The organism is Streptomyces sp. XY006 (genome assembly GCF_002237655.1).
Lineage (GTDB): Bacteria > Actinomycetota > Actinomycetes > Streptomycetales > Streptomycetaceae > Streptomyces > Streptomyces levis.
Genome location: NZ_NOKT01000020.1, coordinates 65,915 through 81,209, shown reverse-complemented (window position 1 = coordinate 81,209; position 15,295 = coordinate 65,915). Strand labels below are relative to the sequence as shown.

General features: G+C 71.1%; 19 protein-coding genes. 11 read left to right on the top strand and 8 right to left on the bottom strand.

Translation table 11 applies throughout. The features are described 5' to 3' along the window. Nucleotides 1–53: 53 nt before the first annotated feature. Entirely contained in the window at nt 54–467 is a 414-nt protein-coding gene (locus CHR28_RS23330; RefSeq protein WP_094055638.1) for a nuclear transport factor 2 family protein, read from the bottom strand. A gap of 152 nt (nt 468–619) precedes the next feature. After that, a complete protein-coding gene (locus CHR28_RS23325) occupies nt 620–1,984 on the bottom strand; it encodes an MDR family MFS transporter (protein WP_094055637.1) in 1,365 nt (454 codons plus the stop codon). Between the two features lie 178 nt (nt 1,985–2,162). Between CHR28_RS23325 and CHR28_RS23320 the strand changes: the two genes are divergently transcribed. Next, a complete protein-coding gene (locus CHR28_RS23320; RefSeq protein WP_094055636.1) occupies nt 2,163–2,924 on the top strand; it encodes a phosphoglyceromutase in 762 nt (253 codons plus the stop codon). A 103-nt stretch (nt 2,925–3,027) separates the two neighbouring features. On the opposite strand, the gene CHR28_RS23315 is transcribed toward CHR28_RS23320, so the two are convergent. Next, entirely contained in the window at nt 3,028–3,303 is a 276-nt protein-coding gene (locus tag CHR28_RS23315) for a ribosomal protein L7/L12 (RefSeq protein WP_094055720.1), read from the bottom strand. Between the two features lie 75 nt (nt 3,304–3,378). Next, nucleotides 3,379–3,903 carry an HAD domain-containing protein gene (locus CHR28_RS23310; RefSeq protein ID WP_094055635.1) on the bottom strand — a complete coding sequence of 175 codons (525 nt, stop codon included), beginning with the start codon at nt 3,901–3,903 and terminating at the stop codon, nt 3,379–3,381. Nucleotides 3,904–3,950: 47 nt separating this feature from the next. On the opposite strand from CHR28_RS23310, the gene CHR28_RS23305 reads away from it, so the two are divergent. The 3 genes from CHR28_RS23305 to CHR28_RS23295 all read left to right on the top strand — a co-directional run bounded on the left by CHR28_RS23305 (nt 3,951) and on the right by CHR28_RS23295 (nt 5,287). Next, nucleotides 3,951–4,166: a type II toxin-antitoxin system VapB family antitoxin gene (locus CHR28_RS23305; RefSeq protein ID WP_094055634.1), complete on the top strand. Its 216-nt coding sequence runs from the start codon at nt 3,951–3,953 to the stop codon at nt 4,164–4,166. Beyond that, nucleotides 4,163–4,585: a PIN domain nuclease gene (locus tag CHR28_RS23300; RefSeq protein WP_094055633.1), complete on the top strand. Its 423-nt coding sequence runs from the start codon at nt 4,163–4,165 to the stop codon at nt 4,583–4,585. Before CHR28_RS23305 ends, CHR28_RS23300 begins: the two co-directional genes overlap by 4 nt. 87 nt (nt 4,586–4,672) lie before the next feature. Beyond that, the gene (locus CHR28_RS23295) at nt 4,673–5,287 is read left to right on the top strand and encodes a DinB family protein (protein WP_094055632.1); all 615 of its coding nucleotides are present in this window, start codon (nt 4,673–4,675) and stop codon (nt 5,285–5,287) included. A gap of 256 nt (nt 5,288–5,543) precedes the next feature. Here the strand turns inward: CHR28_RS23295 and CHR28_RS23290 are convergent, their stop codons facing one another. The 3 genes from CHR28_RS23290 to phoU all read right to left on the bottom strand — a co-directional run bounded on the left by CHR28_RS23290 (nt 5,544) and on the right by phoU (nt 7,127). After that, nucleotides 5,544–5,795 (bottom strand): SCO4226 family nickel-binding protein, encoded by a 252-nt coding sequence (locus CHR28_RS23290; protein ID WP_094055631.1) that lies wholly within the window; start codon nt 5,793–5,795, stop codon nt 5,544–5,546. Nucleotides 5,796–5,950: 155 nt separating this feature from the next. Then, entirely contained in the window at nt 5,951–6,106 is a 156-nt protein-coding gene (locus tag CHR28_RS37840; protein WP_179272535.1) for a hypothetical protein, read from the bottom strand. Between the two features lie 319 nt (nt 6,107–6,425). Continuing rightward, nucleotides 6,426–7,127 (bottom strand): phosphate signaling complex protein PhoU, encoded by a 702-nt coding sequence (gene phoU, locus CHR28_RS23280; protein WP_094055629.1) that lies wholly within the window; start codon nt 7,125–7,127, stop codon nt 6,426–6,428. Nucleotides 7,128–7,373: 246 nt separating this feature from the next. Here phoU and CHR28_RS23275 point away from each other — a divergent pair, with 246 nt between their 5' ends. Together CHR28_RS23275 and CHR28_RS23270 are read left to right on the top strand one after the other, a co-directional pair. Beyond that, nucleotides 7,374–8,666 carry a sensor histidine kinase gene (locus tag CHR28_RS23275; RefSeq protein ID WP_094055628.1) on the top strand — a complete coding sequence of 431 codons (1,293 nt, stop codon included), beginning with the start codon at nt 7,374–7,376 and terminating at the stop codon, nt 8,664–8,666. Next, entirely contained in the window at nt 8,663–9,343 is a 681-nt protein-coding gene (locus tag CHR28_RS23270; RefSeq protein ID WP_030243122.1) for a response regulator transcription factor, read from the top strand. Before CHR28_RS23275 ends, CHR28_RS23270 begins: the two co-directional genes overlap by 4 nt. Nucleotides 9,344–9,418: 75 nt before the next feature. On the opposite strand, the gene CHR28_RS23265 is transcribed toward CHR28_RS23270, so the two are convergent. Beyond that, entirely contained in the window at nt 9,419–10,105 is a 687-nt protein-coding gene (locus CHR28_RS23265) for a DUF461 domain-containing protein (RefSeq protein WP_094055627.1), read from the bottom strand. Between the two features lie 599 nt (nt 10,106–10,704). Between CHR28_RS23265 and CHR28_RS23255 the strand changes: the two genes are divergently transcribed. From CHR28_RS23255 to rlmB, 5 genes are all read left to right on the top strand, one after another. Continuing rightward, nucleotides 10,705–11,187 (top strand): CarD family transcriptional regulator, encoded by a 483-nt coding sequence (locus CHR28_RS23255; protein ID WP_003953493.1) that lies wholly within the window; start codon nt 10,705–10,707, stop codon nt 11,185–11,187. 295 nt (nt 11,188–11,482) lie between these two features. Continuing rightward, a complete protein-coding gene (ispD, locus tag CHR28_RS23250) occupies nt 11,483–12,247 on the top strand; it encodes a 2-C-methyl-D-erythritol 4-phosphate cytidylyltransferase (protein WP_094055625.1) in 765 nt (254 codons plus the stop codon). Beyond that, the gene (gene ispF, locus CHR28_RS23245) at nt 12,237–12,737 is read left to right on the top strand and encodes a 2-C-methyl-D-erythritol 2,4-cyclodiphosphate synthase (RefSeq protein WP_094055624.1); all 501 of its coding nucleotides are present in this window, start codon (nt 12,237–12,239) and stop codon (nt 12,735–12,737) included. Before ispD ends, ispF begins: the two co-directional genes overlap by 11 nt. A 49-nt stretch (nt 12,738–12,786) precedes the next feature. Then, nucleotides 12,787–14,181, top strand: a complete 1,395-nt coding sequence (cysS, locus tag CHR28_RS23240) for a cysteine--tRNA ligase (protein WP_094055623.1) — start codon at nt 12,787–12,789, stop codon at nt 14,179–14,181. A 107-nt stretch (nt 14,182–14,288) separates the two neighbouring features. After that, nucleotides 14,289–15,230, top strand: coding sequence for a 23S rRNA (guanosine(2251)-2'-O)-methyltransferase RlmB (rlmB, locus tag CHR28_RS23235; protein WP_094055622.1), 942 nt, complete (start codon nt 14,289–14,291; stop codon nt 15,228–15,230). Nucleotides 15,231–15,295 lie beyond the last annotated feature (65 nt).

Here is a 15,295-nt window from a genome sequence, read left to right as displayed (position 1 = left end):
CTGGCGGGTTGTCGGCGGTCGTCGGTGGCTGACGGCCTGGACGCGCGAGGGCGTCACGGAGTGCAGGCCGCCGCGATGGACACGCTGTTCTCGTACAGGTGGTGCCGGGTGATCCGCCCGTCCTCGACGGTGAGCCGCAGGGCGAAGGGCCCGGAGAAGGACTTCCCGGTCGCCCGTACGGTCCCGGCGAGATGCCCCATCAGCACGGCGTCGGCCCCGTCGACGAGGAGGGTGTCGACGGACGCGCGGGCGTCCTCGGGGACGGTGTACCGCGCCAAGTCGTCGGCCTGGGCGGCACATTCGGCGGCGGTCGACCGGGGCCGGATCCAGGGCACCACGGGGTTCTCGGCGAGCACCCAGTCGACTTCGTCGGCGAACAGCGCGGCGAGCCCCTCGGTGTCGCCGGCGAGCCGGAGTTCGAGGAACTTCTGCACGGTGGCGCGGGTGGCTTCTGCGGTGGTGGTCATGAGGCCAGCCTGTCGGGTCGGGGGCGCGGGCGTCGATTACGCCGGAGGTAAGGGGCTTCTACGCCGGGGGTAAGGGGCTTCTGCGCCGGAGGTGAGGGCGCTTCACGGCTGCGCCTGGATGCACCGGGGCGTGTGGTGCGCGGGGTTGTGGCTCACCCCGCTCCCACCTCCGGCTGCGCCCGCACGGCCCCCTTCGCGGGCTGGACCGGCCCGGACTCCGGTCCGGCCTCCGCCTCGACCCCTGCCTCGACCCGGGCCTCAACCCCCGCCTCGACCCCTGCCTCGACCCGGGCCTCAACCCCCGCCGTCTCCTCCGGAAGCCGCCGCATCAGCACGCCGTACCCCACACCGGCGACCGTCCCGAGCACCGCGCAGAACCCCCACAGCCACTCCGCCCCGAACCGGTCGATCACGAACCCGGAGAGCAGCGGGGCGACGAGGGCCGCGACCGACCAGGACATCGTGTACATGCCCTGGTAGCGCCCGCGTCCGTGCGTCGGGGACAGCCGTACGACGAGGCCGGTCTGCGTCGGCGCGTTCACGATCTCGGCGAGCGTCCACACGCACACCGTCAGCGCGATGACCCCGACCGACCCCGCGAAGGCGGTCAGCGCGAAGCCGTATCCCGCGAGGACCGACGAGACGACGAGCAGCCGGCGCGGGTCGCGGTGTTCGATGAAGCGGGTGACCGGGATCTGGAGCACCACGATCAGCACACCGTTGACGGCGATCGCCATGCCGTACTCGGCCGGGGTGAACCCCGCCGCGCCCATCGCCACCGGCAGCCCCACCGACCCCTGCTGGAAGATCAGCGCGATGAGGAACGACAGCCCGACGACGCTCATGAAGCGCCCGTCGCGCAGTACCGTCCCGAGGCCGACCGAGCCGTCGGAGCCCGGGGCGGTCTTCACCGACTCGGCCGGCCGGGACTCCGGCACCCGCAGGAAGACGACGATCGCGCAGGCCAGCGTCATGCCCGCTTCAAGGAGGAAACCGGCGAGGTAGCTGACCTCGGCGATGAACCCGGCGGCCATGGAGGAGACGGCGAAGCCCAGGTTGATGGCCCAGTAGTTGAGGGAGAAGGCGCGGATGCGGTCCTCGGGCCGGACGATGTCGGCCATCATCGCCTGCACGGCCGGTCGCGAGGCGTTGCTCGCCATGCCGACGAGGAAGGCGACGCCGGCGATCGCGACCGGGTCGCGCACGAAGCCGAGCAGCGCGACGGAGGCGGCGGTCGCGACCTGCGCGATCAGCAGCGTCGGGCGCCGCCCCAGCCGGTCGGTCATCACGCCGCCGCCGAGTGAGGAGATCACCCCGCCGAGCCCGTGCAGGGCGGCGACCAGACCGGCGTAGGTCGCGGAGTAGCCGCGGTCGAGGGTCAGGTACAGCGCCATGAACGTCGCGACGAACGCGCCGAGCCGGTTGACGAGCGTGCTCGTCCACAGCCACCAGAACTCCCGGGGGAGACCTGAGACCGTCTCCCGGACGGCACGTCGGGCACGCAGGGCGTACGGCATGGTCTCCCCCGGAGGCGACAGGATGCGGACGGCGGCACGCAGATGTAAGCGGCACTGGCAGTAAGCGAACGTTACAATCGTCGGCTTGACGGGGGCCACTCAATTAACAGATCCCGTCAAACGTCCGCCTGCCGGGCAGCCACGCGAACGGGCGAAACCGTGGATTACGCTCTGGGGCATGGCCGACGCACCGTACAAGCTGATCCTCCTCCGCCACGGCGAGAGCGAGTGGAACGCGAAGAACCTGTTCACCGGCTGGGTGGACGTGAACCTCAACGAGAAGGGCGAGAAGGAGGCGGTCCGCGGCGGTGAGCTGCTCAAGGACGCCGGCCTGCTGCCCGACGTGGTCCACACGTCCCTCCAGAAGCGCGCGATCCGCACGGCCCAGCTGGCCCTGGAGGCCGCGGACCGCCACTGGATCCCGGTCCACCGCAGCTGGCGCCTCAACGAGCGCCACTACGGCGCTCTCCAGGGCAAGGACAAGGCCCAGACTCTCGCCGAGTTCGGCGAGGAGCAGTTCATGCTGTGGCGCCGCTCCTACGACACCCCGCCGCCGCCGCTGGACATCGACGCCGAGTACTCCCAGTTCTCCGACCCGCGCTACGCGACCCTCCCGCCGGAGCTCCGCCCGCGCACGGAGTGCCTGAAGGACGTCGTCGTCCGCATGCTCCCGTACTGGTTCGACGCGATCGTCCCCGACCTGCTGACCGGCCGCACGGTCCTGGTCGCGGCCCACGGCAACAGCCTCCGCGCCCTGGTCAAGCACCTGGACGGCATCTCCGACGCGGACATCGCGGGCCTGAACATCCCCACGGGCATCCCGCTCTCCTACGAACTGAACGCCGACTTCAAGCCCCTCAACCCGGGCGGCACGTACCTGGACCCCGAGGCAGCAGCAGCAGCCATCGAGGCGGTCAAGAACCAGGGCAAGAAGAAGTAAGCAGCGCTGTTCAAGGCCCTTGCCGGTGGTTCCTCCGCCGGCAGGGGCCTTGTTGCTGGAGCGGGGCGGTCTCCGGGCCGTCAGCTGCTTGGGTGGGCCGTGCTCAGTGGCTGGGGAAGCCCGGCTCCGGCTGCTCCCTCGCCTCTGCTTGTGCTCCCACCTCGCGCAGGGCCGTCACGGCTGCCTCGGCGTCTTCCTGCGGCACGCCCACGAGGATCAGAGAGGGGGACTGCGTCGCAAGGACCTTGCTGCGCCAGAGGCTCAAGTCAGTCAGTCGACGAACGACCTGAACGACCTCCAGCACACGGACGCCGATGTCGGTGAGCACTACGTCATGGGGCACCTCGTCGCACACCAGCAAGACGTACTTGTCTGGCATCACCACTCTCGCCCCTCTCCGCACCGGAGGGTACGAGCCCTCGACCGCCGTGTCGCGTCGGTTTGGCGCGGAGCGTCAGGCCCGGGTCCGAGTGACCGCGCAGACCCAGTCGCTGAGCGTGCGGAGGTCGGCGTTCGTGAGGCCTTCGGTTGGGTCGACGCGATGCAGCAGTGACGGTCCGGGGTGGCTGGCCTCGACCCACAGGCGATCCATGGCGCTGATCTCGTCGTCGATCCAGATGAACGGCCGGCCATCGGTCCACTCGACAAGTGGGCGGGTCTTCCAGTGCAAGCCGCGCGGACCTTCGTCGGCCCGGAAGCGCGGCCATTGCACAACGGGCAGCCTCGGCAACCCGATGCGTGGGGAGACGGTTTCATTCGCCTCCTCCATCCAGGTCGTCGCCCATACGAGCCGGCAGCCCAGAGCCGTGAGGCGCGCTCCGAGCCCAGGGTCGAGCCGCTGCAACAGCGGGTTCCCCTCATCGGGAGACATCGAGGAGCCGGCAACGGCGGTCTGCAGGTGACCGGACGACGATCCGAACGGGATGAGCGGACCGTCCACGTCGAGGAAGAGGAAGGGACGCTCCGTCATGCTTGCCACGAGCCAGATATAATCGATGGCGCAGTTGATATCAAGGGGTGCATGTGATGAGTCGGACCGTTATCGATCTCGATGACCAGCTGGTCGCGGACGTGGCGAAGGCGCTGGGTACCAGCACCAAGAAGGAGACGGTGAACACCGCTCTCCGCGAGGTGCTGGAGAACCGGCGGCGAGCGCTGGCACTCACGCGCCTCAGGGCGGCGGCAGAAGTGGGAGCCTTCGACCTCGATCTTTTCGAGGACAAGGGCAACTACCGCCGGTGAACGCCGCGCAGTTCCTGATCGACACCAGCGCCCTTGCACGCATGCTGCGTGGTGACGCCGAGCAGTACGGATGGGACCAGGCGGCGGCCGCCGGTCTCATCGCCACGTGCCCCATCACCGAGCTGGAGTTCTTCTTCAGCGCACGTTCCCCCGCCGACCGTGCACAAGGCATCGAGGACCTGCGCCTGATCTTCGGCTGGGTACCGGTGGACGACCGGGCTTACGACCGTGCCTGGCGGGTCCAGGAGATCCTCACCCAACGCGGACAGCACCGCAGCGCGGGGGCCGTCGACCTCGTCGTGGCCGCCACGGCCGAGTTGCAGGGGCTGACCCTGCTGCACCGAGACCGGGACTTCGAGTGCATCGCCGCCGTCACGGGGCAGGCCCTGCAGTGGTACGGACCCGAAGCGGGCAAGTGAGCCGTTGCCGCGCGCTGCCGGCCGACGTCGGTACGGCTCCCGGGAATTCGGTGGCGGGACCCTCCGCGACCCGTCCACCATGCCCCCATGGCCTCGGACGAGCACACCAGTGACACCGGCACGACAACCCGGTGGACCCAGTCGACCGTCCACCCCGACATGTGGGTCGACCCGGACGACGACCCCCGGGAGAGCGACGCCGAGCCCGTCGGGGAGCACGGTCTGCTGATCGACTATCTGCGCACCTACCGCCTCACTCTGGAGATGAAGTGCGCGGGGCTGGACGCCGAGCAGATGGCCCGGCGGTCCGTTCCGCCGTCCACGATGTCGCTGCTGGGGCTGGTGCGGCATCTGACCGAGGAGGAGCGGCACTTCCGTCGCGTCATGGCCGGTGAGGACGCGCCGAAGATCTACCGCACCCACGACGACCGCGACGGCGACTTCAACGGCGCGCTGCCCGACCAGGCGGTCGTGGACGACGCCTGGCGCCAGTGGCGGATCGAGTCGGAGCGCACCGACCGCTACCTGGCCGGCGTCACCGACCTGAACACCACGAACGCCGGCCACTCCGACCTCGGCCCCGAGCCCGGCGGCCGACTCCAGCTGCGCGACGTCCTGCTGGCGCAGATCGCCGAGTACGCGCGCCACTGCGGCCACGCCGACCTCCTGCGCGAACGGATCGACGGCCGCGTCGGGCAGTGACAGCGGAGCTGACCGACAGCAGGGCTGGGACTCGCCAGGGCTGGAGGTGTGGCAGTGGCCCTGCCGTGCGCGCAGTCGGTGCCGGAAAGGCAGGTGTCGGCAGGGCAGGTGCCGGAAGGGCAGGTGAGGGGCAGGTGTCGGCCGGGCACCCTCCGGCCCCCCGGCCCTCCCAAGCCCGCCGCGCGGTGGGAAACCCCGTGCCCGCCACTGACAACCGGCCTGCCCGAGCGCGTCCGGACCCGCCCGGCCCCTCCGCTCAGGACACCGTCAGCGGTACCGGATGGATCTCGTCCGCCTTGTGCCCGGCCCGCTCGTGGATCCGCTGGACCGCCTCGGCCGACGGGGCCTCCGAGAGGCAGTAGACGACGCCGGACTCCGGGTCCGCCCAGGCCTTCTCGAAGGTGACCTGCTCCTCGCCCTGGATGGCGAGGTCCGCGTCGTGGGCCTCACGCAGTTGATCCGCCGTGATGCCCTTCATGCTGTGGTGGACATCCATGAACTTGGCCATGGCCCGTGCCTCCTTCCCGTTCGGCAATTCACGCCCGTCCCCCTCCGTTCCGTACCTCCCATGCTCCGCCCGTACCGCCCGCCGGGCGACCTCAACGCTGCGGGGCCCCGGCGCACCGCCGGGGCCCCGCAGGTCGTACGGACGACGTGCCGGCGTCAGCCGCACTGGCAGGGGCTGCCCGACTGACACCCGCAGCCGCAGCCCGAGCCGCAGCCGCACGCGGCGATCAGGGGCAGGTTCCTGAGCTCGGCGGGCTGCTTGGTCTCGCGCTGCTGCGTGGGGTCGGGCGTGGTGCTGGGGGATTCGGCCATGGTTCCCTCCTGGAGGCTGGTGCCTGAGCCCATTGGACGCCCGGTCCGCTGGGCGCATCAACGGCGCACTGAGGCGCCCGCGCGCCCCGACCGAACCCCGCCCGGCCATTTCACGCCCCGGCAGGGCCCCGCCCCACCCAAAACCCCGCCCGGCCATTTCATGCCGTGGCAGCGCCCGCCCCACCTCTAACCCCGCCCGGCGGTTCCACGCCCGGGCAGGGTCCGCCCCGGCCGAACCCCGCCCCGGCCGTCTCCCACCCCGGCAGGGCCCGCCCCAGGCGAATCCCGCCCGCCGTTTCACGCCTCGCAGGGCCGGAGGTCAGGCCCCCTCGCCCCCCGCGACCGCCTGGATCTCCGGCTGCACATCCACCTGCAGCTCGTCCGCGTGCTCGCCCGTCACCAGGTACACCACCCGCTTGGCGACCGACACGGCGTGGTCGGCGAACCGCTCGTAGTAGCGGCCCAGCAGCGTGACGTCCACGGCCGTCTCGATGCCGTGCTTCCAGCGGTCGTCCATCAGGTGCTGGAACAGCGTGCGGTGCAGCAGGTCCATCGCGTCGTCGTCCTGCTCCAGCTGCAGCGCCAGGTCGACGTCCTTGGTGATGATCACCTCGGCGGCCTTCGCCATCAGCCGCTGCGCGAGCTGGCCCATCTCCAGGATCGTGGCGTGCAGGTCGCTCGGGACCGCCCGGTTCGGGTAGCGCAGCCGCGCCAGCTTCGCCACGTGCTGGGCGAGGTCGCCCGAGCGCTCCAGGTCGGCCGACATGCGCAGCGACGTCACGACGATGCGCAGGTCCGTCGCCACCGGCTGCTGCCGCGCCAGCAGGGCTATCGCCCGGGCCTCCAGCTCGTGCTGGAGCTCGTCGACCTTCTGGTCGGCCTCGATCACGTTCTCGGCCAGCTTCAGGTCGGAGTCGAGCATGGCGGTCGTGGCGCGCCCGATCGCCGACCCGACCAGCCGGGCCATCTCCACCAGACCGTCGCCGATCGAGTCCAGTTCCTCGTGGTACGCGTCCCGCATCAGGGTTCCCTCTCGTGCGTTCAAGTCGGGGGTTCAAGGGCCGGGCCCCCACCGACACATCGGCGGTACGACCGTAGTACGAGTGACGGTCCGCACCCCACGCTCCCACGTTCCGGCCCGTACGCGTCCGTTTCCGGCATCCCAAATGAACCAATACTGGCTCCAAGGTGAACTCTGGGCGACGAGTGTTCGAGCTCGCAGTCCGACGGCTGTGGAGGGTGCCCGAGCCATGCCTAACCTGGGTGCATGGACGTGAACGCGGCGGTCGCCGCAGTGGCAGCGATCGCCGGGGTGCTCACCGGCGTCATCGCCATGCTGGCGTTCCGCTGGAGTGAGCGCGAGCAGAAGCGCCCGACCCGCACCTCCCTGCACACGGACGCGGTGCTCCCGCCAGGCGTGGACACGGTCCTGTCGGTCCTCAGATCCTCCGCCGTGGTCCTCGACGAGGCGGACGGCGTGGTCAAGGCCAGCTCGGCGGCGTACGCCCTCGGCCTGGTCCGCGGCGGCAAGCTCGCCGTCGAGCCGATGCTGCAGATGGCCCGGGACACCCGGCGCGACGGGGAGATACGCCAGGTCGAGCTGGACCTGCCCCGGCGCGGCACCGGACGCGGAGAGGCCCTGGCCGTCTCCGCGCGGGTCGCGCCGCTCGGCTCCCGGCTGGTGCTGCTGCTCGTGGAGGACCTGACCGAGGCCCGCCGGATCGAGGCGGTCCGGCGCGACTTCGTCGCCAACGTCAGCCATGAGCTGAAGACGCCCGTCGGCGCCCTGTCGCTGCTCTCCGAGGCCGTCATGGACGCCTCCGACGACCCCGAGGCCGTGCAGCGCTTCGCCGGGCGCATGCAGATCGAGGCGACCCGGCTGACGAACCTGGTGCAGGAACTGATCGACCTCTCCCGGGTCCAGAACGACGACCCGCTGGAGGACGCCGAGCCGGTCCGCGTGGACGAGCTCGTCGCCGAGGCCATCGACCGCTGCCGGCACCAGGCCGGCACCAAACAGATCACCATGGCCGCGGGCGGCACCGCCGACCTGCGCGTCTGGGGGAACCGCGGCCAGCTCGCGGCCGCCCTCGGCAACCTCGTCGAGAACGCGGTCAACTACTCGCCCGCCCGCACCCGCGTCGGCATAGCGGCCCGCCGGGTGAGCGCGGCCGGCGGGGAGCACATCGAGATCGCCGTCACCGACCAGGGCATCGGCATCTCCGAGAAGGACAAGGAGCGCATCTTCGAGCGCTTCTACCGCGTCGACCCGGCCCGCTCCCGTGCCACGGGTGGCACGGGGCTGGGACTGGCCATCGTCAAGCACGTGGCCGCCTCGCACGGCGGGGAGGTCACCGTGTGGAGCGCCGAAGGCCAGGGCTCCACCTTCACCCTGCGGCTGCCGGAGGCCGCCGCGGCCCGCGACCACGCACCTCAGCAGCCCGCCCGGGACGAACGCGCAGGAAGCGCGGGCCTCGATCAGGAGGCCGGGCGGGCCACCCCCACATCTCCCGATTCCACTGCGTACGAAACGCTTCCCGCCCCGGAGGTCCTTCCGTGACCCGTGTGCTCGTCGTCGAGGACGAGGAGTCCTTCTCCGACGCCCTGTCGTACATGCTCCGCAAGGAGGGCTTCGAGGTCGCCGTCGCGACCACCGGGCCCGACGGACTCGACGAGTTCGAGCGCAACGGCGCCGACCTCGTCCTGCTCGACCTGATGCTGCCCGGCCTGCCGGGCACCGAGGTCTGCCGCCAGCTGCGCGGCCGCTCCAACGTCCCCGTCATCATGGTCACCGCCAAGGACAGCGAGATCGACAAGGTCGTCGGGCTGGAGATAGGAGCCGACGACTACGTCACCAAGCCGTTCTCCTCGCGCGAGCTGGTCGCCCGCATCCGGGCCGTGCTGCGCCGCCGGGGCGAGCCGGAGGAGGTGACCCCGGCCGCGCTGGAGGCCGGTCCGGTCCGCATGGACGTCGACCGGCACGTGGTCACCGTCGGCGGCACCAAGATCGACCTGCCGCTGAAGGAGTTCGACCTGCTGGAGATGCTGCTGCGCAACGCCGGCCGCGTGCTGACCCGCATGCAGCTCATCGACCGGGTCTGGGGCGCCGACTACGTCGGTGACACCAAGACCCTCGACGTCCACGTCAAGCGCCTGCGCGCCAAGATCGAGCCGGACCCGGGCGCCCCGCGCTACCTGGTGACGGTCCGCGGCCTGGGCTACAAGTTCGAGCCGTAGGCCGGCGTGTGACACACGAAGGGCGGGACCTCTCCCGGAGAGGTCCCGCCCTTCGTCGTGTCGGTGCCGTGGGCGTCAGTGCCCGGCGCCCGCCGTCGCGCTGGCGGAGGCCGCGTCGGTCGGCGTGGCCGGCGACTCCTCGCCGCCCGGCGTCTCGCCCGCCGCGGGGCTCTCGGTGCCGGCCGGCGAGCCCGAGGGGCTGCCCGACGCGGAGCCGGACGGGGAGGCCGACGCGCCCGGGGCGGCCGGGACCTCGGTCGGGCCCCACTCCTTGAAGTAGTGCTCGGCCGGGACGACGAACGCGCGCAGGCTCACGTCACCCGTCTTGCTGAAGGTGAAGGTGACCTTCTGGGCGTTGCCGTCCTGCACGGCCTCGCGGCTGCTCGGCAGCATCGCCGTGGCGTTGTCCTTGCCGCCCAGGATCAGCGAGCCGCCGGCCGGGATGGTCAGGCTGCCGCCCTTGGCCGGCTTCAGCTCGGCGGTCTTGCCGGTGCCGGGCAGGGTGATGGACTCCAGCGTCTGGGCGGTGCTGCCCTCGTTGAAGAAGGTCGCGGAGATCGCGGCCGGGCCGGTCGACTCGAGGTCGGGCTGCGTGATCACGATCGCGTTCTGGATCTTGATGTCCCCGACGCTCGTGGCCGCGTTGTCCGGCTTGATCTCCAGCGTCTGGGCGTTGTGGCCGGCTCCGCACGCGGCGAGCGAGGCGACCGAGAACGCGATGGCGGCAGCGGCGAGGGCGCCGCGTCGAAGGCTGCTGCTCACGGCGGCGGCAACTCCTTGACTCGTACGGAGCGGCCGATAAAGCCGCCCTAAGGGTCTGTCAGCGGGCCTTAGGTTACCGAGCCGTTCCCGCGCGGGCGCACCCGACCCCCCGGCGCCTCCGATCCCACCTGCGTCTCAGCCGCCCCGTGCTTCACACATGACTCGTGCGTCACATTGCCGGGTGCTCGTCCGGCATTCACATAAGAGTCCCGGGCCGTACCGCAAAACTTCCGTGAAGGAATGCGCGCGCCGCCCGGAAAATGGATCACCCGGGGCTCGTCCGGGGGTCGCGTGATCAATTCCGGATTCGGCGGGAAGCCGCTCGGGCCGCCGAACGGAGTAGCGGAAGTCGATCACATGGAACCGGACATTTCGGGATGTTCGGCCGTCTGGGCGGCGCTCCGGATGCGTGTAACGTACGCGTTTCACTCGGCCCGGACAGTGGCTCCCACCTGCGAATACCTTCTTCCACTCCCTGTCCGAAGCACGTTCCTGTCGGAGTTGTCAAGCCCCGAGATATGCCCTGACCTGCGAAAACGCCATTCAGTAGACGCCGTATCCGTGTTACCCTGGATAGCCACGGAAGGGGTACCTGTCACATGACGTTCAAGGTTGGCGACACCGTGGTCTATCCCCATCACGGGGCCGCGCTGATCGAGGCCATCGAAACTCGCCAGATCAAAGGCGTGGACAAGACCTACTTGGTGCTGAAGGTCGCCCAGGGCGACCTGACGGTACGTGTGCCAGCGGACAATGCGGAGTTCGTCGGCGTGCGTGATGTGGTCGGTCAGGACGGGCTGGACCGGGTCTTCGAGGTGCTGCGCGCGCCGTACGCCGAGGAGCCCACGAACTGGTCCCGTCGTTACAAGGCAAACCTGGAGAAGCTCGCCTCCGGCGATGTCATCAAGGTCGCGGAAGTCGTGCGTGACCTGTGGCGTCGTGAGCGCGAGCGCGGACTCTCCGCCGGTGAGAAGCGCATGCTCGCCAAGGCCCGCCAGATTCTGGTGAGCGAGCTCGCGCTCGCGGAGAACACCAACGAGGACAAGGCCGAGGCCCTGCTCGACGAGGTTCTCGCCTCCTGAGGTGAGTCGCTCAGCGCTCTGCCGATCAATACTGCGCTGATCAGCTCAGCACATCGAAATGCCGCGGTGCCCGATGACGAAATTCCTGTCGCCGGGCGCTGCGGCATGTTCGTACCTCAACGCCGGTGCGCCGTACCCCCGGGATGTGCTATCACTCACGCCCCCGGTGTGTGGCGTGCCGGGCCCGGGCAGCCGGCTCGACCAGCGTCACGGAAGGGTCCGGTCGAGCGCGTCGCGCCCGGCACTTCCCAGGCCATACCCACGCCAGGCCAGCACACAAACCTGACAGGAACCGATGTCTGACGATTCGCGTCCCTCGCCGCCCGCCGCCCCCGCGACGGCCCGTACGGCGGTCGTGATCCCGGCCGCCGGCCGTGGGGTACGGCTCGGCCCGGGCGCCCCCAAGGCGCTCCGCGCGCTGGGCGGCACCCCCATGCTCATCCACGCCGTCCGCGCCATGGCCGCCTCCCGCGCCGTCTCCCTGGTCGTGGTCGTGGCCCCGCCCGACGGCGCCGCCGAGGTCAAGTCGCTGCTCGACGCCCACGCGCTGCCCGAGCGGACCGACTTCCTCGTCGTCCCCGGCGGGCAGAGCCGACAGGAGTCCGTGAAGCTCGGCCTGGACGCGCTGCCGCCGGGCCACGACATCGTGCTGGTGCACGACGCGGCCCGGCCGCTGGTCCCGGTCGACACGGTCGACGCCGTGATCGAGGCCGTACGCGACGGCGCCCCGGCCGTGGTCCCGGCGCTGCCGCTCGCCGACACGGTCAAGCAGGTCGAGCCGGCGCGGACGCCCGGCGAGCCCGAGCCCGTCGTCGCCACGCCGGAGCGCGCGCGGCTGCGGGCGGTGCAGACACCGCAGGGCTTCGACCGGGCCACGCTGGTCCGGGCGCACGAGACGGTCACCGGGGACGTCACCGACGACGCCGGCATGGTCGAGCAGCTCGGCCTCACGGTCGTGGCCGTCCCCGGCCACGAGGAGGCCTTCAAGGTCACCCGCCCCCTGGACCTGGTCCTCGCCGAGGCGGTCCTGGCCCGCAGGAGGCTCAACGATGGCTTCTGACGGCTTCCCGCTGCCCCAGGTCGGCATCGGCACCGACATCCACGCCTTCGAGGAGGGCCGCGACCTGTGGTGCGCCGGCCTGAAGTGGGAGGGCGAGGGCCCGGGCCTGGCGGGCCACTCCGACGCCGACGTCGTCGCCCACGCCGCCTGCAACGCCCTCTTCTCCGCCGCGGGCCTCGGCGACCTCGGACAGCACTTCGGCACGGGCCGGCCCGAGTGGTCGGGCGCGTCCGGCGTCACGCTGCTCACCGAGGCGGCCCGGATCGTGCGCGAGGCGGGCTTCCGCATCGGCAACATCGCCGTCCAGGTGGTGGGCCCCCGGCCGAAGATCGGCAAGCGCCGGGACGAGGCGCAGAAGATCCTGTCGGAGGCGGCCGGGGCCCCGGTGTCGGTGTCGGGCGCGACCACGGACGGTCTGGGCTTCCCGGGGCGCGAGGAAGGCCTGATGGCGGTGGCGACGGCCCTGGTGGTGCGCGCGGAACGAGCCTGACGGGCCGATCGGGGCCGCGCACTCCCCAGGGCCCACTACCCTAGGAACCGTGACCATTCGCCTGTACGACACCAGCGCCCGGCAGATCCGTGACTTCTCCCCGCTCAAGCCGGGTTGTGTCTCGATCTACCTGTGTGGCGCCACCGTGCAGGCCGCCCCGCACATCGGGCACATCCGCTCGGGTCTGAACTTCGACATCATGCGCCGCTGGTTCGAGTACCGCGGCTACGACGTCACGTTCGTGCGGAACGTCACCGACATCGACGACAAGATCATCGCCAAGTCGGCCGACCAGGGCCGCCCCTGGTGGGCCATCGGCTACGAGAACGAGCGGGCGTTCAACGACGGCTACCAGGCCCTCGGCTGCCTGCCCCCGACCTACGAGCCGCGCGCCACCGGCCACATCACCGAGATGGTCGAGATGATGCGCGGCCTCATCGAGCGCGGGCACGCCTACGTCGCCGACGGCAGCGTCTACTTCGACGTCCGCTCCTTCCCGGAGTACCTGGCGCTGTCCAACCAGGACATCGACGACCTGCGCCAGCCCGACGAGGGCGTCTCCGGCAAGCGCGACCCGCGCGACTTCGCCATGTGGAAGGCGACCAAGCCGGGCGAGCCCGACTGGGAGACGCCCTGGGGCCGCGGCCGTCCCGGCTGGCACCTGGAGTGCTCGGCGATGGCCCACAAGTACCTCGGGTCCGCCTTCGACATCCACGGCGGCGGCCTCGACCTGGTCTTCCCGCACCACGAGAACGAGATCGCGCAGGCCAAGGCCTACGGCGACGACTTCGCCCAGTACTGGGTGCACAACGCCTGGGTCACCATGAGCGGCGAGAAGATGTCCAAGTCGCTCGGCAACTCCGTGCTGGTCAGCGAGATGGTCAAGCGGTGGCGCCCCATCGTGCTGCGCTACTACCTCGGCACCCCGCACTACCGCTCGATGATCGAGTACAGCGAGGAGGCCCTGCGCGAGGCCGAGTCGGCGTTCGCGCGGATCGAGGGCTTCGTGCAGCGCGTGGTGGAGAAGGCGGGTGTCGTCGAGCCGGCCGCCGAGGTGCCGCTCGCGTTCGCCGAGGCCATGGACGACGACCTGGGCGTGCCGCAGGCGCTGGCCGTGGTGCACACCACCGTCCGGCAGGGCAACAGCGCCCTGGCCGCCGACGACAAGGAAGCCGCCGTGGCCCGGCTCGCCGAGGTCCGCGCGATGCTCGGCGTGCTCGGCCTCGACCCGCTGGATCCGCAGTGGGCCGGGGAGGGCGACCGCGGCGAGGACCTGCACGGCGTGGTGGACACGCTCGTGCGCATGGTCCTCGACCAGCGCGAGGCCGCCCGGGCCCGCAAGGACTGGCCGACCGCGGACGCCATCCGTGACCAGCTGGGCCAGTCCGGCCTGGTCATCGAGGACAGCCCGCAGGGCCCGCGCTGGAGCCTCGGCCCGCGCTAGCCCGGCCGCGGCCGGAAGATCGATTGTGCCGTCCGGGACTCCGGGCGGCACACTTCATAGACGTACGCAGTTCACCGCCCCAGGGCGACAGCAGAGACAGGTAGGTCATGGCAGCCAACAACCGCCGCATGTCCGGCAAGAAGGGCGCGCAGGTCGGCAGTGGCGGCCAGCGGCGCAAGGGCCTGGAGGGCAAGGGCCCCACCCCGCCCGCCGAGATGCGCAAGGGACACAAGAAGAACCGGCTCGCGAACGCCAAGGCGCGCCAGACCTCGCGCCGCCCCGCGGCCCGCGGGCGCGGCGGCAAGTCGGCCTCCGAGCTGGTCGTCGGCCGCAACCCGGTCTACGAGGCCCTGCGCGAGGGCGTGCCCGCCTCCACGCTGTACGTCCAGCAGTTCATCGACAACGACGAGCGGGTGCGCGAGGCCCTGCAACTCGCGGCCGAGCGCGGCGGCATCAACCTCATGGAGGCGCCGCGCCCCGAGCTCGACCGGATGACCAACGGGCTGAACCACCAGGGCCTGGTCCTCCAGGTCCCGCCGTACGAGTACGCCCACCCCGAGGACCTGCTCGACGCCGCCGCCGACGAGGGTGCCGACCCGCTGATCGTCGCGCTGGACGGCGTCACCGACCCGCGCAACCTGGGCGCGGTCGTCCGGTCCGTCTCCGCCTTCGGCGGGCACGGCGTCGTGGTGCCCGAGCGGCGGGCCGCCGGGATGACGGCCGGTGCCTGGAAGACGTCCGCCGGTACGGCCGCCCGGACGCCCGTCGCCCGCGCCACGAATCTGACGCGCGCGCTGGAGGCGTACAAGAAGGCCGGTGTCGTGGTCGTCGGACTCGCCGCCGACGGTGACGTCGAACTGACCGAGCTGGAGGCCCTGGAGGGCCCGGTCGCGATCGTCGTCGGCAGCGAGGGCAAGGGCCTGTCCCGGCTCGTCGGGGAGACCTGTGACTTCCGGGTGCGGATCCCCATGCCGGGTGGCGCCGAGTCGCTCAACGCCGGTGTGGCGGCGGGCATCGTGCTCTACGAGGCGGCTCGCCGACGCGCCTGAACACGTGTCCGGCACTTCACCCGTGCGGGGTAATTGCGGGGTCATCGGGGCGACGAGGACAAGCT